At 69.1% G+C, this 21,628-nt stretch carries 20 protein-coding genes; 13 read left to right on the forward strand and 7 right to left on the reverse strand.

Annotation, left to right across the window (positions count from 1 at the left end; translation table 11 throughout):
* Window positions 1-9: 9 nt before the first annotated feature.
* Together odhB and AUC44_RS14470 are read left to right on the forward strand one after the other, a co-directional pair.
* On the forward strand, window positions 10-1,278 hold the full coding sequence (odhB, locus tag AUC44_RS14465) for a 2-oxoglutarate dehydrogenase complex dihydrolipoyllysine-residue succinyltransferase (RefSeq protein WP_062159349.1): 1,269 nt from the start codon (window positions 10-12) through the stop codon (window positions 1,276-1,278).
* A 128-nt stretch (window positions 1,279-1,406) separates the two neighbouring features.
* A complete protein-coding gene (locus AUC44_RS14470) occupies window positions 1,407-1,910 on the forward strand; it encodes a hypothetical protein (protein ID WP_062159350.1) in 504 nt (167 codons plus the stop codon).
* Between the two features lie 233 nt (window positions 1,911-2,143).
* Here the strand turns inward: AUC44_RS14470 and AUC44_RS14475 are convergent, their stop codons facing one another.
* From AUC44_RS14475 to AUC44_RS14490, 4 genes are all read right to left on the reverse strand, one after another.
* Complete coding sequence (locus AUC44_RS14475) at window positions 2,144-2,974, reverse strand: ATP-binding cassette domain-containing protein (protein WP_062159351.1); 831 nt, start codon at window positions 2,972-2,974, stop codon at window positions 2,144-2,146.
* Window positions 2,971-3,948: an ABC transporter permease gene (locus AUC44_RS14480; RefSeq protein ID WP_157445394.1), complete on the reverse strand. Its 978-nt coding sequence runs from the start codon at window positions 3,946-3,948 to the stop codon at window positions 2,971-2,973. The genes AUC44_RS14475 and AUC44_RS14480 overlap by 4 nt, the downstream gene beginning before the upstream one ends.
* Before the next feature lie 125 nt (window positions 3,949-4,073).
* Window positions 4,074-5,081, reverse strand: coding sequence for a sugar ABC transporter substrate-binding protein (locus AUC44_RS14485; RefSeq protein WP_062159353.1), 1,008 nt, complete (start codon window positions 5,079-5,081; stop codon window positions 4,074-4,076).
* Window positions 5,069-6,136 carry a LacI family DNA-binding transcriptional regulator gene (locus tag AUC44_RS14490; RefSeq protein ID WP_062159354.1) on the reverse strand — a complete coding sequence of 356 codons (1,068 nt, stop codon included), beginning with the start codon at window positions 6,134-6,136 and terminating at the stop codon, window positions 5,069-5,071. The genes AUC44_RS14485 and AUC44_RS14490 overlap by 13 nt, the downstream gene beginning before the upstream one ends.
* 341 nt (window positions 6,137-6,477) lie before the next feature.
* Here AUC44_RS14490 and AUC44_RS14495 point away from each other — a divergent pair, with 341 nt between their 5' ends.
* Window positions 6,478-8,100, forward strand: coding sequence for a C1 family peptidase (locus AUC44_RS14495; RefSeq protein ID WP_062159355.1), 1,623 nt, complete (start codon window positions 6,478-6,480; stop codon window positions 8,098-8,100).
* Between the two features lie 57 nt (window positions 8,101-8,157).
* Here the strand turns inward: AUC44_RS14495 and AUC44_RS14500 are convergent, their stop codons facing one another.
* Entirely contained in the window at window positions 8,158-9,099 is a 942-nt protein-coding gene (locus tag AUC44_RS14500) for a hypothetical protein (protein WP_062159356.1), read from the reverse strand.
* Window positions 9,100-9,282: 183 nt separating this feature from the next.
* Entirely contained in the window at window positions 9,283-11,103 is a 1,821-nt protein-coding gene (glmS, locus tag AUC44_RS14505) for a glutamine--fructose-6-phosphate transaminase (isomerizing) (protein ID WP_062159357.1), read from the reverse strand.
* 519 nt (window positions 11,104-11,622) lie between these two features.
* On the opposite strand from glmS, the gene AUC44_RS14510 reads away from it, so the two are divergent.
* From AUC44_RS14510 to AUC44_RS14545, 9 genes are all read left to right on the forward strand, one after another.
* Window positions 11,623-11,814, forward strand: a complete 192-nt coding sequence (locus AUC44_RS14510; RefSeq protein WP_062159358.1) for an FmdB family zinc ribbon protein — start codon at window positions 11,623-11,625, stop codon at window positions 11,812-11,814.
* Complete coding sequence (locus tag AUC44_RS14515) at window positions 11,811-12,911, forward strand: S1C family serine protease (RefSeq protein WP_062159359.1); 1,101 nt, start codon at window positions 11,811-11,813, stop codon at window positions 12,909-12,911. Before AUC44_RS14510 ends, AUC44_RS14515 begins: the two co-directional genes overlap by 4 nt.
* Window positions 12,912-13,082: 171 nt before the next feature.
* Window positions 13,083-13,994, forward strand: coding sequence for an SPFH domain-containing protein (locus AUC44_RS14520; RefSeq protein WP_062159360.1), 912 nt, complete (start codon window positions 13,083-13,085; stop codon window positions 13,992-13,994).
* Between the two features lie 2 nt (window positions 13,995-13,996).
* Window positions 13,997-14,170: a type II toxin-antitoxin system antitoxin gene (locus AUC44_RS16910; RefSeq protein ID WP_197408550.1), complete on the forward strand. Its 174-nt coding sequence runs from the start codon at window positions 13,997-13,999 to the stop codon at window positions 14,168-14,170.
* A gap of 116 nt (window positions 14,171-14,286) precedes the next feature.
* A complete protein-coding gene (locus tag AUC44_RS14525) occupies window positions 14,287-14,898 on the forward strand; it encodes a deoxynucleoside kinase (RefSeq protein ID WP_058974793.1) in 612 nt (203 codons plus the stop codon).
* Window positions 14,898-15,521, forward strand: coding sequence for a deoxynucleoside kinase (locus AUC44_RS14530; RefSeq protein ID WP_062159361.1), 624 nt, complete (start codon window positions 14,898-14,900; stop codon window positions 15,519-15,521). The genes AUC44_RS14525 and AUC44_RS14530 overlap by 1 nt, the downstream gene beginning before the upstream one ends.
* A gap of 82 nt (window positions 15,522-15,603) precedes the next feature.
* Window positions 15,604-16,248: a hypothetical protein gene (locus AUC44_RS14535; protein ID WP_062159362.1), complete on the forward strand. Its 645-nt coding sequence runs from the start codon at window positions 15,604-15,606 to the stop codon at window positions 16,246-16,248.
* A gap of 46 nt (window positions 16,249-16,294) precedes the next feature.
* Window positions 16,295-17,764 (forward strand): UDP-N-acetylmuramoyl-L-alanyl-D-glutamate--2,6-diaminopimelate ligase, encoded by a 1,470-nt coding sequence (locus AUC44_RS14540; RefSeq protein WP_062159363.1) that lies wholly within the window; start codon window positions 16,295-16,297, stop codon window positions 17,762-17,764.
* A gap of 476 nt (window positions 17,765-18,240) precedes the next feature.
* Window positions 18,241-19,644, forward strand: coding sequence for an RtcB family protein (locus AUC44_RS14545; protein WP_062159364.1), 1,404 nt, complete (start codon window positions 18,241-18,243; stop codon window positions 19,642-19,644).
* Between the two features lie 599 nt (window positions 19,645-20,243).
* Here AUC44_RS14545 and AUC44_RS14550 read toward each other — a convergent pair.
* Window positions 20,244-20,894: an HAD family hydrolase gene (locus tag AUC44_RS14550; protein ID WP_062159365.1), complete on the reverse strand. Its 651-nt coding sequence runs from the start codon at window positions 20,892-20,894 to the stop codon at window positions 20,244-20,246.
* A 102-nt stretch (window positions 20,895-20,996) separates the two neighbouring features.
* Here AUC44_RS14550 and AUC44_RS14555 point away from each other — a divergent pair, with 102 nt between their 5' ends.
* A complete protein-coding gene (locus AUC44_RS14555) occupies window positions 20,997-21,611 on the forward strand; it encodes a DedA family protein (protein WP_062159366.1) in 615 nt (204 codons plus the stop codon).
* The last annotated feature ends 17 nt before the right edge of the window (window positions 21,612-21,628 follow it).

Here is a 21,628-nt window from a genome sequence, read left to right on the forward strand (position 1 = left end):
GAGAGCGTTATGGCGGACATCAAAGTTCCTGTTTTTTCCGAGTCGGTGAGCGAAGGTACGCTGCTGGCGTGGCATAAGAAACCCGGCGACGCCGTGAAGCGCGGCGAGGTTCTGGCCGAGATCGAGACGGACAAGGTGGTGCTGGAAGTCACGGCGCTCCAGGACGGCGTGCTCGTCAGCACCGCGAAGAACGAGGGGGACACGGTGCTCAGCGAGGAGGTGCTGGGCGTCGTGGGTGACGCGGGCAGCGCGCCCGCCCCGGCCGCCACCCAGGAGGCCGTCAGCGGTCCGATCGCGAACGAGACCAGCGCGGGCGGCACCGCTGCGCAGCCCGACAGCGCCGCTGCCGGTACCAGTGCGGGCAACGAGGCGACGCGCCGCGACGACCTCTCCCCCGCCGTGCGCAAGGTGGTCGTGGAGAACGGCCTGAACCCCGCGCAGATTCCCGCGACCGGCCCGAAGGGCAACATCACGAAGGCCGACGCGCTGGGTGCGGTAGGCCAGCAGGCCGCGCCCGCCCAGACGGCTCAGGCTGCGGCGCAGGCCGTGACGCCCGCCGCCGTGATTCCCACCGGGGCGCGTCCCGAGCAGCGCGTGCCCATGACCCGCATCCGTCAGCGCATCAGCGAGCGCCTGAAGGACGTGCAGAACACCGCGGCCCTGCTGACCACCTTCAACGAGGTGAACATGCAGCCCGCCATGGACCTGCGCAAGAAGTACCAGGATCAGTTCGTGGCGAAGCACGGCGTGAAACTGGGCTTCATGAGCCTGTTCGTGCGCGCCGCGACCGAGGCGCTGAAGGCCTTCCCGGTCGTCAACGCCAGCGTCGAGGGCAAGGACATCATCTACCACGGCTTCTACGACATCGGCATCGCGGTCGCCAGTGACCGTGGGCTGGTCGTGCCGATCCTGCGCGACACCGACCAGATGAGCCTCGCCGGGATCGAGAAGGCCATCGGCGGCTACGCGCAGAAGGCCAAGTCCGGCAAGCTGACACTGGAGGACATGAGCGGCGGCACCTTCAGCATCACGAACGGCGGCACCTTCGGCAGCATGATGAGCACCCCGATCATCAACGCCCCGCAGAGCGCCATCCTGGGTATGCACAACATCATCGAGCGGCCCATCGCCCAGAACGGGCAGGTCGTGATCGCCCCCATGATGTACATCGCCCTGAGCTACGACCACCGCATCATCGACGGCAAGGAAGCCGTGCAGTTCCTCGTGATGATCAAGAACCTGCTGGAAGACCCGGCGCGGATGCTGCTGGAACTGTAAACAGCGTCCATAGTTAAAAGTTGATGGTTGATAGAGGGGGTGTCCCTTCCATCAACCATCAACTTTCAACTGTTCACGCCTCACCCCAGTGAGGCTTCTGCCAGAGCGCGTCCGTTACGCTGGGCGGCATGACGGGCGTAGCTCAGCAGGAGGCCCTGACGGGCCGGTTCGGGGGCGTGTCGGACGGCGTGAACCTGCACGCCACCTGGGACGGGGAACGCTTCAGCGCACGGGTGGGGGGCGTCACGGACGGCACCGACGTGCGCGTGTGGCTGGAGGGCGGCGAACTCGTGGGCCGCGTGGGGGGCGTCACGCACGGGCATGACATCCGGGCGGGCATCGCGGCGGGCGTCATGACGGTCCGCCTGGGCGGTTTCACGCAGGGCGTGGACGCGCGGCTGGAGTTCACGCCGGATCAGGTGACGGGCCGCTACGGCCGTTTCACGGACGGCCTGGACGTATCCCTGCGCCACTACGCGGGCGAGGTGCGGGGTCGCCTGGGCAGCTTCACGCGTGGCGTGAACGTCCAGCTGGACCTGGGGGCCGTGCCGTTCCCGCTGGGGGCGCTGCTGCTCGTGTGCGCGCTGAACCTCTGGCTCACGCAGGGCCGCGCCCTGACCCCCAGCCGCTGATACAGGATTGAAACGACTTGCCCACCGCGTGATCGCGGTCCGTTTTTCCCTCTCCCCTCGTGGGAGAGGGAGGGAGGAGCGCAGCGACGGGAGGGTGAGGGGGCCACTGGGCGACTCGGCGTGAGGTGGAAGCGATGCAGTCTCGTCTGACCACAGACAGAGGAGGCGGGTGGCGTTGGTGCCCCCGCCTCCTCTCCTCTGTTCACATAACCCACAACCTGAACCCCACACTCCTAGTGCGCCAGGACGTCCTCGCTGAGGTCCTCGGGTTTGATCGCGCCGGTCATGACGGACACGGTGTCGGCCATGCTGATCTTCTGCGGGTTCAGCAGCGCGGCGCGGCGGCCCATGCGGTGCACGTGGATGCGGTCGGCGATCTCGAACACGTGGGGCATGTTGTGGCTGATCAGGATGACCGGCAGGCCCCGGTCGCGCACCTTGCGGATCAGGTCGAGGACCATGTTGCCCTCGCGCACGCCGAGCGCGGCGGTGGGTTCGTCCATGATCACGACGTGCTGCGCGAACGCGGCGGCGCGGGCCACGGCGACGCCCTGCCGCTGCCCGCCGCTCAGCGTCTCGACGGGCTGGCTCATGCTCTTGATGGCGAACTGCAGGCCTTTCATGTGCTCGGTGGCCTCGGTGAGCATGCGGCGGCGGTCGATGAGTTTCAGGGCGCGGCCCAGCGCGCCGCCCCGGTACAGTTCGCGGCCCAGGAAGAGGTTCTCGGCAATCGTCATGGCGGGCGCCACGGCGAGGTCCTGGTAGACGGTCTCGATCCCGGCGCGGCGGGCGTCGCTGGGCGTGCGGAAGTGCACGGGCTGCCCGTCCAGGAGGATCTCGCCCTCGTCGGGGATGAGCGCGCCGGACAGCGCCTTGATGAGGCTGCTCTTGCCCGCGCCGTTGTCGCCGATCACGGCCATGATCTCGCCGGGGCGCAGTTCGAAGTCCGCGCCGCCGATGGCGGTGACGTGCCCGTAGCGCTTGACGAGGTTCCGCGCTTCCATGACCAGGGGCCGGGCGAGGTGCGGGCCGGGCGGGGTGACGGGCAGGTGGGCGGCGGTCATGCTTTCCTCCGGGAGAACTGGTCGGTGGCGACCGCCAGGATGATCAGGATGCCGGTGATGAGGTTCTGGTACACGCTGTCCAGGCCCATGAACGTCAGGCCCGAGCGGAACACGCCGACGATCAGCACGCCGACCAGGGTCCCCAGCACGTTGCCGCGCCCGCCGAAGAGGCTGGTGCCGCCAATGACGACGGCGGTGATGCTTTCGAGGTTCTCGGTGGTGCCCGCCTCGGGGGAGGCGCCGCCGATGCGTTCCAGCAGCAGCAGGGCCGCCACGCCGTACAGCACGCCCGCGAACGTATACACGCTGAGCAGCAGGCGGCTGGTGTTGATGCCGCTCAGGCGCACCGCTTCCGGGTTGTTACCCAGCGCGTAGATGTGCCGGCCCGGCGCGGTGTAGTTGAGAAAGAGCCACGTCAGGATGAACAGCGCCACCATCAGCAGGCTGCCGTACGTGAACGGCGTGCCGAACACCGTGAAACGCTGCGCGAGGAACGTCAGGCCGTCGGCGGGCATGGGGACGCTGGTCGCCTTCGAGTAGATCTTCACGGCGGCGAACACGATGGAGTACATGCCGAGCGTCACGATGAACGGCGGCAGTTTCCACTTCGTGATGAGCAGGCCGTTGGCCCAGCCGACGAACGCGCCGACCGCGAAGCCCGCCAGGATCGCCAGCGGGACGGGTACGCCCTGCTCGACGGCCAGTTTGCCGATCACCATGCTGCTCAGGGCCATGATCATCCCGCAGCTCAGGTCGATCCCGGCGGTCAGGACGATCAGCGTCTGCGCGATGGCGATCACGCCCACGAACGACGCCTGCTGCAGGATCAGGCTGAAGGTGCCCAGCGTCAGGAACCGGTCGGACTGGAAGGTGAAGAACAGGCAGGCGATCAGCAGGGCGATCAGCGGGCCCAGGGTGCTGAGGTTCGGCAGCTGGAAGCGCCGCCCGGGCGTGGTGGTGGTGGGTTGCGTCATGCTCATGGGTCTCCCCGGTTCAAGTGGTTCGCCACGGCGCGCGGCTCAGAGGGGCGCGGGCCGTGGCGAAGGGGTGGTGAGGGTGGGGGGCGGGCCGGGTCAGCCGCGCCGCTCAGCGCCTGGGTTTACTGGCCCCAGCAGTTGGCGAGGCCGAACTTGCCGTTCTGGCTCTTCACGCCGCTCATGGCCTTGTTGGTGATCAGGGTGACGCCGGTGTCGGTGTAGCCGCTGACCTTCTTGCCGGTCTTGGCGTAGGTCACGCCCGCCGCGACGCCCATGCTGGCCATCTTCAGGGGGTACTGCTGGCTGGTCGCGCCGATCACGCCACCCTCGACGTTGCGCACGCCGGCGCAGCCGCCGTCCACGGACACGATCAGGACGTCCTTCTCCTTCCCGGCGGCCTTCAGCGCCTGGTACGCCCCGGCGGCGGCAGGTTCGTTGATGGTGTACACGACATTGATGTCGGGGTTCTTCTGGAGGCAGTTCTCCATGGCGGTCTGGCCCTTGGTCTGGTCCCCGAAGGAGTCCTGGGCGCAGGCGACGCTGGTGTTCACGAGGTCCTTGGTGCTGGCGGTGATGCCCTTGATGCCGAAGCCCGCCAGGAAGCCGTTGTGCCGCGCGATGCCCACCGGGTGGCCGGGGAACAGGTCGAGGGTGGCGATCACGGGTTTCTTGGTGCCCATGGCCTTCTTGGCCCACTGGCCGATCAGGATGCCGGCCTGGTAGTTGTTCGTGGCGAACAGGGCGTCCACGGCGCTGGCGGGTTCGGTGGGGCTGTCCAGCGCGATGACCATGACGCCAGCGGCGCGGGCCTTGGCGATGGCGGGCACGATGGCCTTGGAGTCGCTGGGGGTGATCAGGATGGTCTTGGCGCCGGCGGCGACCATGTTCTCGATGGCGGCGACCTGTCCGGCGTTGTCGCCGTCGGCCTTCCCAGCGGCGGTCAGGAGTTTGGCGCCCAGGCGGGTGGCTTCCTTCTGCGCGCCCTCTTTCATCTTCACGAAGAAGGGGTTGGTCTCGGTCTTGGTGATCAGGCCGATGATGGGCTGGGCGCTGCTCTGGGCCTGGACGACGCCCAGGCTGAGGCTGGCGGCGAGGGCGGTCAGGGCGGCACTGGCAATCACTTTACGCATGGTGGTTCCTCCGGGGTGGGGGCGGCTGAGGGCTGGGGGTGGGGGGCGGGCGTGAGGGGTGGGCTGGTGGAGTGGCGGACGATCAGGGTGGTGGAGAGCTGGATGTGCAGCGGCGGCCCATCGCGCGGATGCCGCAGCTGGTGGATGAGCTGCTCGGCGGCCTGCAGGCCCAGGTCGTAGGTGGGCTGCGCGACGACCGTCAGGGGGGGGTTCATGGTCTGGGCCCAGCGGCTGTCGTCGAAGCCGACGATGCTGAGGTCCGCCGGGATGCGCAGGTTCAGGGCGCGGGCGGCCAGGACGGCGCCGACGGTCATCTCGTTGTTGCCGATGAACAGCGCGGTGGGGCGGCGGTGTTCGGGGAGGGTCAGCAGGCGCGTGGCGGCGCGGTGACCGTCGTCCTCGCGGTGGTTGCCGGGCAGCACCAGGGCCGGGTCGTAGGTGAGGCCGGCGGCTTCCAGCGCGGCGCGGTAGGCGTCGTGGCGCTGGGTGGCGGTGCTGATGTCCTGCTGCCCGACGATCATGCCGATGCGCGTATGGCCCAGGCCGATGAGGTGGCGGGTGGCGGCCTCAGCGCCGGCGGTGTTGTCGGCGGTGACGGTGGTGACCTCCGGGTTGCCGGTCACGCGGTCAAGTTCGACGACGGGCACCCCGGACAGCGCCTGGAGGTTCTGGCGGGCGCCGCTGGTGGGCACGATGATCAGGCCCTGGGGCAGGTGGCCGCGCAGGGTCTCGACGGCGCGGCGTTCCTTGGCGGGGTCCTCGTCGCTGTTGAACAGGAAGGCGGTGTAGCCGTGGCGGTCGGCGGCGTCCTGGATGCCCTTGGCGAGCTGCGCGTGGAAGGGGTTGAGTATGTCGGTGACGATCACGCCGATGGTGCGGGTCTCGCCCTGGCGCAGGCTGCGGGCGATCACGTTGGGCTGGTAGCCGAGTTCGCGGGCGGCGTTCAGGACGCGTTCGCGGGTGGTGGCGGCGACCATGTCCGGGCGGGTCAGGGCGCGGGAGGCGGTGGCGGTACTGACCTGGGCGAGCTGGGCGACATCCTGAATACTGGCCATGAAATCGATTACACCTCCCTGCGGCAGGAGTGGGGTTGAGGTTGAGCTATGGGACTTCCCAGACGCGGAAGTCGGGTTGCAAACGATTACATTGAGGTGCTGTCAGTGTGCGCGCCGCCCACGCCCCTGTCAATCCCCCGCCCCCACCGCACCCCGGTCTTCAACCCGGTTCAAGAATCCGGGCCGGTCATCGCCGGCCCCCGCCCTGATCACGGCCCGATCATGCCCCCTCTGCTGAACTGCACCCAGTCAGCACCAGCACCCAGCCAGACCGGCCCCCGCGCAACGCTCCCGCAACGCCCCCCCCGTTTCAATAGCCGCATCACCCCAGGAGGTTCACCATGAACGCACGCCCCACTGTCCTGCTCAGCGCCGCCCTCCTCAGCACCGCCCTGTGCGGCGCGCAGGCGCAGACCACCGTCAATTTCCAGAACGTCCTGCTGCAACCCGTCCAGATCTCGAACCTCAACCTGAACGTCCTGCGCGTCCCGCAGGTCCAGTTCCAGCAGGTACTCCAGAGCCCGAACGCCCTGCCCCTCAACCTCCAGGACCTGCCCGCCCGCCTCCAGGCCCGCGACGCCGAGATCAGCCGCAGCCTCACGCTCGTGCAGGGCCTCCAGGACCGTGCGGACCTGCGCGCCGACATCGCCCGCGCCACCCTGGCCCTCCCGCGCGGCCTGACCGTCCCCGCCAGCGTCAAACTCCGCACCGGGGAAGTCAAACCCGTGCTGCTGTACGGCCAGGACACCGTCGCCCTGAGCGTCGCGCAGGCCGAGGCAGCCGCCGCGGGCAACCGCGCCGCCATCCTGCAGTCCTTCGGCCTGAGCGACCAGAACCCCGTCCCGCGCGAATTCCTGGCGCCCGAATCCATCCGCACGCTGAACGTCGCCCCGAATGTCCGCATCACCACGCCCATCCTGAACATCATCAACAAGACCACGCCCCCCACACCCTCCCAGCCGCAGGATGAACTGGGCGGCGGCTTCGTGAACAACCCCGCCGACGGCGCGTGCCGGTTCACGCCCACCAACGCGCTGTTCAGCCAGATGCGCGGCAACGCCATCAACCAGATCACCACCATCAAGGATCAGGGCGGACGGGGCACCTGCATGGCCTTCGCATACGTCTCGGCGCTGGAAAGCCTGATCGCCCGCCGCACGAGGAGTGCCTTCAACCTCTCCGAGCAGTACGCGTACTACTGGCTGCGCGGCGACGACGGCGTGCTGGGCGACGGCGCCGGCTGGGGCGACTTCAACGACATCATCGGCAAGCAGCGCATGATCCCCACCGAGGTCCGCTGGAAGTACAACCCCTCCCGCAGCCGCGTCCGCATCCCCGCCGACGACACCAAACCCATCACGGAATTCAAGAACTCCTGCCTGAACTACGCCAACCAGGCGTGCAGCGACACCACCGCGCAGGCCCAGCTCGTCTGCCAGGGCGGCACGAACACCTGCGCGTGGAAACCCGAATGGGACATCGCCCCGAACGCCGCGTTCAACTTCCGCGCCACGCAGGGCACCGAGGTCTGGGTGGCCCTCGCCAGCAACGCCTTGGGCAGCGGCGACGCCGCCCGCGCCTACCGCCGCGCCCTGCTGCGCCAGATGATCGACCGCGGCGACCAGCTCATCCTGGGCTTCAACGTGGACCCCGCCTTCGACGCCATCGGCGCCACCGGACTGCCCAACCTGAACCTGATGGGCGGCAAGGTCCGTGGGGGGCACGCCGTCCATGTCGTCGGGTACGTCACCACCGGCATGCAGACCTACGATGCGAAGATCGCCGGGCTGGTGAATGTGAAGCTCTCCCTGCCCACCGGGTACTTCGTGATCAAGAACTCCTGGAGCTGCGGCTTCGGCGACGGCGGCTACGCCTACCTGCCCGACAGCTTCATGGACCGGGAAGTGTACGGCGTGTACAACATCCCCGCGAACGCCGTCGCCAGCGACATGGCCGGATTCTGACCAGACAAGGAAAGGGGGGCCGCAGCCAGTCGCGCTGCGGCCCCCTCTGCTGGCGGGTTACGCGCCTGCCAGCGCGCCCTCAGGGGCGGACATCACGTCCGGCTGCGGGGGGGCCGCGCCCTGGCTCAGCTGGGTCAGCTCCGCCTGGGTCAGCAGTCCGCTGAGCAGTTCCTTCTCCTCGCGTTTCGTCTCACCTTTCTTCTTGGGATCCTCGATCTGATCGACGTGGTGCAGCTGAACGTACACGTTTCCGGGATCGCCGCTCTGCCAGACACTCAGTTCCAGGCGGGGCGTGGGCAGGTCTGCGGTGGTCAGCAGCGCGGCGGCCACGTCCCACTGCCCGGCCTTCAGGGCCGCCTGGAGGGCCTCGCCGTCCGCGGCGGTGGCCCGCAGGGGTGCGCCCTGCCGCGCGTACCAGCGGCCCGTGGCGGCGTTGAAGGGCTCCCGGGCGGCACCCACGGCTCCACCGACGCAGAACAGGGCGATCAGGCCGGTCTCGACCAGCAGGTAGATCCAGTACCCGGTCCCGCTGATGCCGACGCCACCGATGCCGAACTTGCTGAGTTTGATGCCCTGCTGCGCCTCGAACTTCAGGTAGCCAGGGAAGCCGGTTGCGCCGACCTCCTGCTGCAGGAAGACGTTGCCCAGCTGCCCGACCAGTTTGGGGTCGCTCGCGCCGAGTTCCTGCGCGACTGCCGCCTTGAAGTCGAACTGGTACGACAGGGCGTGGTAGGTGCCCTCGACCGCGACGGCGCTCAGCAGGCCGATCAGTCCTGCGACGAGTGGGTTGCGCAGGCGGCCCGCCGTGATGCCCGCCGACAGCGCGATGGCGACCAGGAAGGCCGCGCCCACCGGGAAGAGGATGATCAGATAGAAATGCAGGAAATGCTCGACGCTGAACAGGATGCCGCCTGCCACGGCGCTGGCGAGCAGGCCGTAGAGCAGGGTGGTCAGGATGCCGGGGAGCGGGGCGGCGCGGTCGGACTGGTAGGTTCGCATGGGGTCTCCGGGGTGCAGCGGGGTCGCCGCTGTGGTTTCCGGAGCACTCTATCCAGACCTGAGAAAACGATGTGCCTCACATGAGCGGATGGCGCCCAGGCGGCTATCCAGCCTTCATGTCAGTCGGGCGACATCCAGAAAAAACCCCTCACGGCGGAGGGGTTGATCCGGACAGGAAGGTCGTTACTCGACGGTGACGCTCTTGGCGAGGTTGCGGGGTTTGTCCACGTCCTTACCCAGCGCGGTGGCGGTGAAGTACGCCAGCAGCTGCATGGCGACGGCGTTCACGACGGGGCTGACCATCTCGTGGGCGCGGGGGACGTAGATGACGTCGTCGCCGTGGCGGGCGTTCTCGGTGTCGCCGTCACTGAGGAACAGGATGACCTTGCCGGCGCGGGCGCGGACTTCCTGCACGTTGCTGATGGTCTTTTCCAGCAGGCGGCTCTCGGTGGCGATCACGGCGACCGGCAGCTGCTCGTCGATCAGGGCGATGGGGCCGTGCTTCATCTCGCCCGCTGCGTACGCTTCGGCGTGGATGTAGCTGATCTCCTTGAGTTTCAGCGCGCCCTCGTAGGCAGTGGGGCTGTTCACGCCGCGCCCGAGGAACAGGTAGTCGCGGGCCATGGCGTACTTCTCGGCGACTTCCTTGATGCGCGCCACGCGCTCGGGGGCGAGGGCGTCCTCGACGAGGCGGGGCAGTTCACGGGCGGCCTTCAGGAGCTCGGCGCCCTGCTCGGCACTCAGCGTGCCGCGCGCGCGGCCCAGCCACAGGGCCAGCATCAGGAACGCGCTGACCATGCTCGTGTACGCCTTGGTGCTGGCGACGCCGATCTCGGGGCCCGCGTGGATGTACAGCGTGTCGTCCAGCTCGCGGGTCATGGAGGAGCCCTTGGCGTTGATCACGCCGAGGGTCTTCGCGCCAAACTTCTTCGCCTCGCGCAGCGCCTCCAGGGTGTCGATGGTCTCGCCGCTCTGGGACACGACGATGGCCAGGGTGTGCTCGCTGACGAGGGGGTCGCGGTAGCGGTACTCGCTGGCGACGTCCACTTCCACGGGAATGCGGGCGAGCTGCTCGATGAGGTACTCGCCGACCAGACCGGCGTAGTAGGCGGTGCCGCACGCGATGATGGAGATCCGCTTGAACGAGCCGGGGTCGAGGTCGATGTCGAGGTTCACCTCGCCGGTCTCGTCGTGCAGGCGGCCGATCAGGGTGTTGGTCAGCGCCTGGGGCTGCTCGTAGATCTCCTTGAGCATGTACGTGTCGTACCCGCCCTTCTCGGCGGCCTCGGCGTCCCACTCGATGTGCTCCACGGGGCGCTCCTGGGGGTTGCCAGCAAGGTCCATGACGCGGAAGCCGTCGTCGTTCAGGACGACCATGTCGCCGTCGTGCAGGAACACCATGTTGCGGGTGTAGGCCAGCAGGGCGGGCACGTCACTGGCGAGGAACATCTCGCCCTCACCGACGCCCATCACGAGCGGACTGACGGTGCGGGCCGCGACGATCTCGCGGTGGTCGACGTGCGTGACGACGATCCCGTACGCGCCGCGCACCTGCGCCAGCGCCGCGCGGACGGCCTCTTCGAGGTTGCCCGCGTAGGCTTCCTCGATCAGGTGGGCCAGCACCTCGCTGTCGGTCTCGCTCTTGAACTCGTGCCCGCGGCTCATCAGGCCTTCTTTCAGGGGCAGGTAGTTCTCAATGATGCCGTTGTGGATGATCACGATGCGGCCGTCCTCGGTGGCGTGCGGGTGCGCGTTCGTGTCGTTCGGCAGGCCGTGCGTGGCCCAGCGGGTGTGCCCGATGCCCAGCGAGCCGCCCATGGGCTGCCCCTCCAGCAGGGTGCTGAGGTTCTCGAGTTTCCCGGCCTTCTTCTTCACCTCGATCTGCGCGCCGTCATGGACCGCGATGCCCGCGCTGTCGTAGCCGCGGTATTCCAGTTTCGAGAGACCGGAGATGAGGACGTCCTGCGCCTGCCGGGGGCCGATGTATCCAACGATGCCGCACATAGTGCTCCTTGTCGGGACGCGGCAGCGGTCGCGGGGTGGGGGCCGTGGGCTCCCGCCGCGCGCTGCGTGCGTCCTGTTCGCTGGTGTCTGAGATGTGGGTGCATGGTTCCCGGCTTTATGTCCGTGTCGCCACGGGGGTTATGGTCGGGATTCACGCCCTGGATTCCGTGCTGGAACCGCCGGGCGCCGGGTAGGCCGTGCATGCTGGCCTGGAAGCATCCGCAGAAACTCGCTGACTTCCACCTCGTCTCCCCTGTCCCGCCTGGGCGGGCAGGGGCCTTGCGCTGCCCTGTTTCGTGTGAACCGGACACCAAATCGGTCCACCCGCGCAGCATAGCACCCACCCCCCGCCTCACATGAGTACGCCACTCATGCCCTGATCAGGCGGCGCCCACCCGGAGTGGGGGGCACGCTGAAAGAAACGCTTGAGCGACCTTACATCCGCCGCTGGCGGCAGTTGCTAGGATGAGCCCCGCGCCCCACTGCTTTCCGCGCGGGGCCCACACGAGGTTGAGAGTCATGCCCACGTACCTGTACAAGAACCTGGAAACCGGCGAAATCTACGAGTTGCAGCAGAGCATGCGCGACGAGCCCTACACCACGCACCCCGAGTCCGGCGCGCCTGTCAAACGCGTCCTGGCGCGGCCCGGCATCGCGTTCAAGGGCAGCGGCTTCTACGTCACCGATTCCCGACCCAAGAGCGGCGAGTGAAGTTCCCACGCGCGCTGGGGCTCGCGCTGCTGCTCTGCGGCGGGCTCGGGGGCGCGTACCTGACCGGGCGCGTCACCGCGCAGCGCACCCTGGTCACCCCGGACGAGATCAACACCGTCGAAGTCACGCAGAAGGCCCTGCAGGCCGTCGTGCGCGTCGATACCCGGCTGCAACGCGAACAGCTGCAGCCGGGCGACGACCCCATCGAGACCGGCACCGGCTTCTTCTACAAGAAGGACCTGATCGTCACGAACTACCACGTGGTGCAGTTCCAGGAGTCGATCACGGTCACGCTGTTCAACGGGCGGCGCGTCACGGCGCGCCTGGAGGGCGTGGACCCCGGCATCGACATCGCGATCCTGCGCGTGTCCGGCGTCACCGCGCCCGCCACGCTGACCTTCGGGTCCAGCGCGCGCCTCATTCCGGGCCAGAAGATGATCACGCTCGGCACGCCGTTCCGCATCCAGAACTTCGTGGGCAGCGGCGTCTTCAGCGTGACCGCCAGCGCCCGCGACGTGCCCCGCACCGATCAGCTGGGCGCGGAGATCAGTCAGTACCTCACCACCACCGCCAGCGTCCAGCAGGGCAACAGCGGCGGGCCGGTGCTGGACTCGCGCGGGCTGGTGGTGGGCGTGGCCGACCTGAACGCCGCGCCGAACTCGCTGGTGCCGGGCACGATCGGGATCGCCATTCCCGGCGATCTGGTCAAGCAGAGCCTCGACGACCTGGAGAAGATCGGGGTGCCGCAGCGCGGGACGCTGGGCGCCACGCTGGTGGACCTCGACAGCCTGGACCCGGCGCTGCGGCAGCTCGCGGGCCTGAGCAGCAACCAGGGCGCCCTGGTGGATCAGGTCGCGGCCGGCAGCGCCGCCGCCCGCGCGGGCCTGCGCGGCAGCCTGCGCAACAGCAAGGATCAGCTGCTCGCGCCGCTGGGCGACATCATCGTGGCGGTGGACGGGCAGGGCGTGCGCGACGCGTTCGACGTGACCCGTCTGGTGGCGGCCAAGCGCCCGGGGCAGACCGTGACCCTGGACGTCTGGCGGAACAAGAAGCGCGTGCAGGTCAAGGTGACCCTGCTCAAACGCACCCTGCAGTAGCAGACGGGGGCAAGCCGATGGTCGATGGAAGGGACGCACCTCTTCCATCGACCATCGACTTTCGACGGTGAGCCCCCCGGTCGTCCGCCCCTGCAGGCCAGCCCGGTGGTGAAGCCAGATCAAAAGTGATATCACTTTGATAGCTATTCAAGATCACCAGGAGGATTCAGCATGAACGAACTGAAGCAGGCTCCCACCCCCGCCCCGCAGGGCGGCGTCTCCACCCGCACCGGCGTCGCCAGCGCCGAGCGGCCCGCCTTCGGCCTGCCCGGCGTCCCGGTCTTCCTGGTCTGGCTGCTGGCCGCGCTGGGCGGCGGCGCGCTGCTGCTGAGCGGCCAGATCGCCCTCGCCTCCCTGCTGGGCCTGATCCTGCTGTTCGTGCTGATCGGCTTTTTCATCGTGCAGCCCAACCAGGCGACCAACCTCACCCTGTTCGGCCGCTACGTGGGCACCGAACGCCGCAACGGCCTGTACTGGACCAACCCGCTGACGGTCCGCAAGAGCGTCAGCCTGCGCATCCGCAACTTCAACAGCGAACGCCTGAAGGTGAACGACGCCGCCGGCAGCCCCATCGAGATCGCCGCCGTGATCGTCTGGCGGGTCGTGGACAGCGCCCGCGCCGTGTTCGACGTCGAGGACTACGCCGAGTTCGTCGCCATCCAGAGCGAGACCGCGCTGCGCCACCTCGCCAGCCAGTACCCCTACGACGAGTACGACGGCGCGGGCATGAGCCTGCGCGGCAACGCCGACGAGGTCGCCGAGGCGCTCGGCCGTGAACTCGCCGCCCGCCTCCAGCACGCGGGCGTGGAGGTCCTCGAGGCCCGCCTGTCGCACCTCGCGTACTCCCCCGAGATCGCCGGCGCGATGCTCCAGCGCCAGCAGGCCAGCGCCATCATCGCCGCGCGCGCGCAGATCGTGCAGGGCGCGGTGGGCATGGTCGAGATGGCCCTGCGGGAACTGAGCGAGCAGGGCATCGTGCAGCTCGACGAGGAACGCAAGGCGCAGATGGTCAGCAACCTGCTCGTGGTGCTCACCAGCGAGCGCGGGACACAACCGGTCGTGAACGCCGGTAGCCTGTACTGATCATGCCGCCGCGCAAGAACTTCCCCCTGCGCATCAGCCCGGAGCTGTACGCCGCGCTGGAACGCTGGGCCGCGGACGACCTGCGCAGCGTGAACGCCCAGATCGAGTACCTCCTGACCCGAGCCGCACGCGACGCCGGACGCCTGAAAGACAAGAAGAAGGAGGACGGAGACTAGCGGCTGGAGGATGGACGTGGCCCCATCCTCCATGTCCCGCCACCCCTCCCCCCCGCCCGTGTCAAGGCGTTCATCCACCCTTGAGACTCGCGGGGGGCGCTATGCTCAGCCCTGCCATGTACGTTGTCGTCGAAGGGCCCATCGGGGTCGGGAAAACAAGCCTCGCCCGGCGGCTCGCCGCGCGTCAGAACGCCGAACTGAACCTGGAGATCGTCGAGGAGAACCCCTTCCTGGCGAAATTCTACGAGCAGCCCGAGGCGTACTCCTTCCAGGTGCAGGCGTTCTTCCTGCTCTCGCGCTTCAAGCAGCTCTCGGCGCTGTGGCAACCCGGGCTGTACCGCGACTCGGTCGTCAGCGACTACCTGTTCGACAAGGACTTCATCTTCGCGTCCATGAACCTGCGCGACGCCGAGTTCGCGCTGTACGAGGACCTGTACTCCCACCTGTCCCCGCGCCTGCCCACCCCGGACCTCGTGGTATACCTGCGCGCCGACACCGACGAGCTGCTGCGCCGCATCGCCCTGCGCGGCCGACCCTTCGAGCAGGACATGCAGGCCGAGTACCTCGCCAACCTCACGGGGCGCTACGACGAGTACTTCCGCACGTACCCGCACCCGCACCTGATCATCGACGCGGCCGGGATCGACTTCGTGAACAACCCGGACGACGAGCGCGGCCTCCTGGCCCGCATCGACGAGGCCCTGCGCGCCGGACAGGCCGCGGACTGATGTACCTCGCCATCTCCGGAAACATCGGCAGCGGCAAGAGCACCCTGACCCGCATGCTCGCCGGGCGCTACAGCCTGCGCCCCGTGTACGAACCCTACGCCGAGAACCCCTACCTGGAGGACTTCTACGGCGACATGCGCCGCTACTCCTTCCACTCGCAGGTGTACTTCCTGTCGCGGCGCCTGGAGCAGCACCTGAACCTCGTGACCGGCGCCCGCTACGTCATTCAGGACCGCACGGTGTTCGAGGACGCCAACATCTTCGCGCGCAACCTCTACGAGAGCGGCCAGATGGAGGAGCGCGACTGGGCCACCTACCGCAGCCTGTACGAGGGCGTGCTGCCCGCCCTGCGCGTCCCGGACCTGCTGATCCACATCGACGCGAGCCTGCCCACCCTGAAGCGGCGCATCGCGCAGCGCGGCCGCGCCTACGAGCAGGACATTCCCGAGGCGTACCTGGGCGGCCTGAACCGCCTGTACGACAGCTGGGTCGCGGGTTTCGACGCCTGCCCGGTCGTGCGCGTGCCCGGCGACCAGCTGGACTTCGTGGCCGACCCGCAGGCCTTCGAATGGGTGTGCCAGCGCGTGCAGGCCAACGGCTACGGGCTGCCGCTGCTGCGCTGAACGTCCGGACGCGGCCGACCGCAACCGGATACCCGGTCAGATGAGGCGGCGCGCCGTCCCGCCGCCCGATACGCTGACCGGGATGCCTGCCCTGTCCCGTTCCATCCTGACCCTGGCCCTGCTGGGCGCTGCCGCCCCCACCCCGCTCGCCCACGCCCAGGGGGCCCCCGCACCTGCCCCGGCGACCCCGCTGGGCTGCGCCGACTGGCTGACCCTGGAGCCCGGCAACCTGCGGGCCGCCCGCGTGTCGGTGAGCCGCGCCGTGTTCACCGACGCCAGTGGCAAACCGGGGAAGGCGTACGTGGTCAAGGGCGACCTGCTCCTCCAGGGGCCACCCGTGAACGGTCGGCGCTGCAGCTACTTCGTGCGGGGCGGCGTGCCGACCGGCGCGGGCGGCTACCTGAACACCATGCAGGTGCAGAACCTGCCCGCCAGCGCCGCCCTGAGCGGCACCTGGACATCCGGGAGCGGCACGCTGACCCTCACGAAGACGGCCGCCGGCGCGTGGCAGGTGCAGGGGAGCGCGCTATACCCCACCCCCGGCGGCAGCGCGAACCTGGGCGAGGTGGACGGGACCCTGACCCGCCGGGGCGGCGCGTGGCAGGTCGCGGCAGACGGCTGCGAGCTGAACCTGTGGCCGGTCGGCCCGTGGCTGGTCGCGGCGGACAACGGCGCGTGCGGGGGCCTGAACGTCACCTTCAGCGGCCTGTACGCCCGCCAGCGCTGACCCCCGCACCCGCCGGATCCACACGGACGCCCGCTATGATCCCGGCATGCGCCTTGCCGAGCTGGCCGACCACCTGCACGCCCACCTGACACCTGTTGGCCCGGAGCTGAACCCGGAGGTGACGGGCGTCACGCACAACGCCGACTGGGTGCAGCCCGGCTGGGCGTTCGTGGCGATCCGGGGGGCGCGCTTCGACGGGCACAGCTTCATTGACCGGGTCGCGCAGGCGGGCGCCGTGGCCGTGATCGGCGAGGGCCTCCCGGACGGCGTGACCTGCCCCCTGCCGTACCTGCGCGTGCCGGGTGCCCGCGCGGCCCTGGCGGACGCCGCCGCCGCGCTGGCCGGGCACCCCAGCCGTCAGCTGCAGGTGGTGGGCGTGACCGGCACCGACGGCAAGACCACCACCAGCTGGCTGGCCCGGCACCTGCTGCGCGCCGCCGGACAGCGCACCGGCCTCCTGAGCACCGTCGGGTATGAACTGCCGGACGGGACGCTGCGGCACTTCCCGGCGCACTTCACGACCCCCGAGGCCCCGCAGGTGCAGGCCACCCTGGCCGACATGGTCGCGGCGGGCGCGGACGCGGCGGTGCTGGAGGCCAGCAGTCACGCCCTGGCGCTCGAGCGCGTGCGGAGCGTCGCGTGGGACGTGGCGGTCTGGACGCACCTGAGCAGCGAACACCTGGACTTCCACGGCACGCTGGAGAACTACTTCGCGGATAAACGCCGGCTGGTGGAGGCCGCGCCGTTCGCGGTGCTGAACGTGGACGACCCCTGGACCGCGCAGCTGCGCGGCGTCGCCCCCGCCGAGACCACCTACTCCGCCGAGGGCCAGCACGCCGACTGGCGCGCCACCGACATCGAGGAACGCAGCACCGGGCTGCACTTCCACGTGATCAGCCCGCTGGGGGATTTCGACGCGCACCTGCCGATGATCGGGCGCTTCAACGTGGCGAACGCCCTGGCCGCCATGGCCGCCGCCGCGCACCTCGGCGCGGACTGGGAGGCGCTCGCGGCGGGCCTCGCGTCGTTCCGGGGCGTGCCGGGCCGCATGGAACTCGTGCCGGACAGGCGCGGACGGCGCGTCGTCGTGGACTTCGCACACACGCCGCCCAGCCTTGAAAAAGCCCTGGGCACCCTGCGGACCACCACTGCAGGCCGCCTGATCGTGGTGCTCGGCTCGGCGGGCGGCCCGCGCGATCCGGGCAAGCGCGCCCCGCTGGGCGAAGTCGCCACCCGCCTCGCGGACCACGCGGTCTTCACCGAGGAGGACTGCCGCGACACGCCACTGGCCGAGATCCTGCGCGAGATGGAACGCGGCGCGCGTGACGCCGGACGCAGCAACTTCCAGTCCATTCCCGACCGCCGCGCCGCCATCCGCGCCGCCATCGCCCTGGCGCAGCCCGGCGACACGGTGCTGCTGGCCGGGAAGGGTCCCGAGGACACCCTGGAACGTACCCACGAAACCATCCCCTGGAACGAGACGCAGGAGGCCGTGGACGCCCTGGCCCTGAGCTGACCCGAGCCCACGTGGGCGACATGATGGGGCATGCGACCCCTGTGCCTGCTGCGGGCCGCCTCGCCCCTGACCGCGCCCACCCGCACCGGTGACCGGTCTGCGCGTCACCGCCGGGAGCACCACGCACACCTTCCCCGCGTGGCGGACAATCAGCACCTTCCGGCCCGGGGTGACCGTCACGGACCTGAGCGGGTCCGCTTGACCCGACCCCGCTGGAGTAGGCACTGGCCTACGCTGCCCATCCGCCACCATGCGGATGCCTGCCGCCCCACCCGCGCGGCACACTCACGACGACCCGAGTCAGGGAAAGGAGGCGACCATGCCCGCAGGTACACCCAGCGCAGCTCCATCCAGTACAGCTACACCCAGTCCGACCGACACCACGGACGGCGATCACGGCGACCGGACACCCACGCCCAGAGACCCCACCACCCGAGGCGCCGTCGCCTCCCCACCCACCTGAAAGAGAGAGACCCATGAACGGCAAACACCTCGTGAAACTCGGCCTGGAAAAGAAGGCCATCGCCCTCGCCCAGACCGCCGCCACCCAGCGCGAAACCGCCGGCCTGAGCCGCGACGACATCCTGAACGAACTGCGCGCCGTGCAGCAGAACCCCGCCGCGTACGCGGCGGGCGGCGTGTACGCCCCGCTGGCCGCCGAACTCCTCGCGCAGCAGGCCATCCTTGACGCCCGCAAGGGCAGCGACCTGCGCCCCGCACCCCTCCCCTACCCCACCTGGGGCGCAGACCTGATCGACCCCGGCGCGCACCGCCAGATGGACGTCGCCATGCGCCTGCCCATCAGCCGCGCCGGAGCCCTCATGCCCGACGCGCACGTCGGCTACGGCCTCCCCATCGGCGGGGTGCTCGCCACCGAGAACGCCGTCATCCCCTACGGCGTCGGCGTGGACATCGGCTGCTCCATGATGCTCTCCGTCCTCCCCATCCAGGCGAACGCGCTGCGCACCGACGAGGCTGGCACCCTCCTGCTCAAGCACACCCGCTTCGGCGCGGGCGTCGCCTTCGACAAACGCGACCGCCAGGACCACGACGTCCTCCACGAAACCACCTGGCAGGACCAGCCCATCCTGCGGCACCTATTCGAGAAGGCCGCCACGCAGATCGGCACGAGCGGCAGCGGCAACCACTTCGTCGAATTCGGCACCCTCACCCTTCCCCACGCCGACCTCGGCCTGGACCCCGGCGAGTACCTCGCCGTCCTCTCCCACAGCGGCAGCCGCGGCTTCGGCGCCCAGGTCGCCGGGCACTTCACTGGCCTCGCCGAACGCCACCACCCTGGCCTCGCCCCCGAAGCGAAAAAACTCGCGTGGCTCCCCCTCGACCACGAAGACGGGCAGGCGTACTGGCAGGCCATGACCCTCGCCGGCCGCTACGCCCTCGCCAACCACGACCTCATCCACGCCCGCCTTGCCCGCGCCCTGAACGTCACCCCCCTCGCGCAGGTCAGCAACAGCCACAACCTCGCCTGGAAACAACAGGTCGGCGACCAGAACCTCATCGTCCACCGCAAAGGCGCCACCCCCGCCGCCCCCGGCCAGCTCGGCCTCATCCCCGGCAGCATGGCCGACCCCGGCTACGTCGTCCGCGGCCTCGGCCACCCCGGCGCCCTCGCCAGCGCCAGCCACGGCGCCGGCCGCCAGCTCGGCCGCAAAGCCGCTGCCAGCACCCTCAACAAAAAAGACGTCCAGGCGTACCTCACCACCCGCGGCGTCACCCTCATCGGCGGCGGCATCGACGAAGCCCCACAGGCCTACAAACGCATCCAGGACGTCATCGCCCGGCAGGACGACCTCGTGAACGTCATCGCCAGCTTCCAGCCGCGCGTGGTCCGCATGGACACCGGGAGTGAGGACATCTGACGGACTGATCGGCTATTTCAATCAGAAATTGAACGGAATGTGGGCGCCTGCGGCGGGCTGCCCCACCCCCCAGCCCCCTCCGCAAGCGGCTCATACGAGTCCCCCAGAGGGGCAGGGGGAGTTTTCGCTGCGCTCGGCAAAGTATTTCTCTCAGGTGGTCAGCGGGTATGGGGCTGGTTCGGCCACTGATGGGGTTGCAGACCTCCGGGTTCGCTGCGGTCGCCCCGCGCGCTGCGCGCACGACGGGCTCGGCTGCCACGACGATTCTGGGGCCACACAACCTGGTGCGGGCCAGAAGGTTCTACTCATTCTCGCTTTGGCAAAAGCGGGGTTTTGAAAGTCGATCAGCGGCGCGAAGCGTCCCACCGATCACCTGACCGCAGACCCCCACCGGCCGTCGTGCGCGCAGCGCGCGGGCCTACGAGGGGGGCGAAGGATGGCGTCGAAGCCGGATACGTCACCGCCCACGACACCTCCGCCGCGCCGAAAGAAACTCTTGCCTAGTGCAACGTAATCTCCCCCTGCCCCTCTGGGGTAGGGGGCTGGGGGGTGGGGCAGCCCGCCGCCAGGCGCAAACCTTCCAACGTCCCCCCTATGCGTCAGTCCCGAACGGTCGCCAGTAGGGCTTCCAATCCCCCCTCGTACCCGTCGACGCGGCCCCATTCGGGCAGGAAGGCTTGTGTGCGGGTGACGTCGTTGGGCACGACGACGACGTGGAGTCCGGCGGCGGCGGCGGCGGTGGCGCCGTTGAGGCTGTCTTCGACGGCGAGGCATTCGTGGGGCCTGAGGCCGAGGGTGTGGACGGCGAGGGTGTAGAGCTCGGGGTCGGGCTTGACGCGGGTGACGTCGTCGCGGGTGGCGAGCGTTTCGAAATGGGCGAGGAGGCCGTGCTGCTGGAGCCAGCGGGTGACCCATGTGCGGTCGCTGCTGGTGGCGAGGGCGAGGCGCAGCCCGGCGGGTCGGATGGCGTCGAGGACGGCGCGGACGCCGGGGCGCAGGTCGCTGCATTCGATGGTGTGGTGGATGTCGGTGCGCAGGCGTTCGTGGGTGGCGTGGCGATCCTGCTGGACGCTCTCGGGGAGGCCGAGCCAGGGGTCGAAGGCGTCCCAGGTGCCGATGCCGCGTTGCCAGTCGGTGAGGTGAAGTTCGCGGTCGTATTGGCGGTAGAGGGCCTGCCAGTGGGTGAATTCGGGGGTTTCGGTGTCGAGGATGGTGCCGTCGAAGTCGAAGATCACGGCTTTGATGGTCATGCGCCGAGTGTAGGGGGTGGGGGGTGGGGGGCGGGCGTGCGTGAAGTGGGCTTCACTTTGGGTGGACGCTTGCCCTGTGGGTGGCCCGGTACGCTCGGGGGTATGGCCGAGTGGGTGCAGAATTTGATGGACAGCATGGGGTACCTGGGGATCCTGCTGTTGATGGTGCTGGAGAACGTGTTTCCGCCGATTCCGAGTGAGTTGATCATGCCGTCGGCGGGCTTTGCGGCGTCGCGTGGGGATCTGAATCTGGTGCTGGTGATCCTGATGGGGACGCTGGGGAGTGTGATCGGGACGCTGCCGCTGTATTACGTGGGGCGGGCGTTCGGTGAGGACCGGCTGGTGGCGTGGGCGGACAGGCACGGGAAGTGGTTGACGCTGAGCGGGAAGGACATCAAGAAGGCGGATGACTGGTTCGACCGGCACGGGTCGAAGGCGGTGCTGTTCGGGCGGATGGTGCCGGGGATCCGGAGTCTGCTGAGTCTGCCGGCGGGGATGAGTGAGATGCCGATGCCGAAGTTCCTGCTGTTCAGCGCGATCGGGTCGGCGTTGTGGGCGTCGGTGCTGGCGGGAGCGGGGTTCCTGCTGGGTGAGCATTACGACCGGGTGGAGGAGTACGTGGGTCCGGCGAGCAAGATCATCCTGGGGGTGCTGGTGGTGGCGGCCGCAGCGTGGTTCCTGCGCCGCAAGCGGGAGCAGGAGCACGCCGAGGTGTGAGGGCAGACCAGGAGGAG

The organism is Deinococcus actinosclerus (assembly GCF_001507665.1).
Taxonomy (GTDB): Bacteria; Deinococcota; Deinococci; order Deinococcales; family Deinococcaceae; genus Deinococcus; species Deinococcus actinosclerus.

Bases quoted from the DNA above. Each gene is read 5' to 3' on its own strand.
- odhB (WP_062159349.1), top strand. From the start codon at position 10: ATGGCGGACATCAAAGTTCCTGTTTTTTCCGAGTCGGTGAGCGAAGGT.
- AUC44_RS14470 (WP_062159350.1), top strand. From the start codon at position 1,407: ATGACGGGCGTAGCTCAGCAGGAGGCCCTGACGGGCCGGTTCGGGGGC.
- AUC44_RS14475 (WP_062159351.1), bottom strand. From the start codon at position 2,974: ATGACCGCCGCCCACCTGCCCGTCACCCCGCCCGGCCCGCACCTCGCC.
- AUC44_RS14480 (WP_157445394.1), bottom strand. From the start codon at position 3,948: ATGACGCAACCCACCACCACCACGCCCGGGCGGCGCTTCCAGCTGCCG.
- AUC44_RS14485 (WP_062159353.1), bottom strand. From the start codon at position 5,081: ATGCGTAAAGTGATTGCCAGTGCCGCCCTGACCGCCCTCGCCGCCAGC.
- AUC44_RS14490 (WP_062159354.1), bottom strand. From the start codon at position 6,136: ATGGCCAGTATTCAGGATGTCGCCCAGCTCGCCCAGGTCAGTACCGCC.
- AUC44_RS14495 (WP_062159355.1), top strand. From the start codon at position 6,478: ATGAACGCACGCCCCACTGTCCTGCTCAGCGCCGCCCTCCTCAGCACC.
- AUC44_RS14500 (WP_062159356.1), bottom strand. From the start codon at position 9,099: ATGCGAACCTACCAGTCCGACCGCGCCGCCCCGCTCCCCGGCATCCTG.
- glmS (WP_062159357.1), bottom strand. From the start codon at position 11,103: ATGTGCGGCATCGTTGGATACATCGGCCCCCGGCAGGCGCAGGACGTC.
- AUC44_RS14510 (WP_062159358.1), top strand. From the start codon at position 11,623: ATGCCCACGTACCTGTACAAGAACCTGGAAACCGGCGAAATCTACGAG.
- AUC44_RS14520 (WP_062159360.1), top strand. From the start codon at position 13,083: ATGAACGAACTGAAGCAGGCTCCCACCCCCGCCCCGCAGGGCGGCGTC.
- AUC44_RS16910 (WP_197408550.1), top strand. From the start codon at position 13,997: ATGCCGCCGCGCAAGAACTTCCCCCTGCGCATCAGCCCGGAGCTGTAC.
- AUC44_RS14525 (WP_058974793.1), top strand. From the start codon at position 14,287: ATGTACGTTGTCGTCGAAGGGCCCATCGGGGTCGGGAAAACAAGCCTC.
- AUC44_RS14530 (WP_062159361.1), top strand. From the start codon at position 14,898: ATGTACCTCGCCATCTCCGGAAACATCGGCAGCGGCAAGAGCACCCTG.
- AUC44_RS14535 (WP_062159362.1), top strand. From the start codon at position 15,604: ATGCCTGCCCTGTCCCGTTCCATCCTGACCCTGGCCCTGCTGGGCGCT.
- AUC44_RS14540 (WP_062159363.1), top strand. From the start codon at position 16,295: ATGCGCCTTGCCGAGCTGGCCGACCACCTGCACGCCCACCTGACACCT.
- AUC44_RS14545 (WP_062159364.1), top strand. From the start codon at position 18,241: ATGAACGGCAAACACCTCGTGAAACTCGGCCTGGAAAAGAAGGCCATC.
- AUC44_RS14550 (WP_062159365.1), bottom strand. From the start codon at position 20,894: ATGACCATCAAAGCCGTGATCTTCGACTTCGACGGCACCATCCTCGAC.
- AUC44_RS14555 (WP_062159366.1), top strand. From the start codon at position 20,997: ATGGCCGAGTGGGTGCAGAATTTGATGGACAGCATGGGGTACCTGGGG.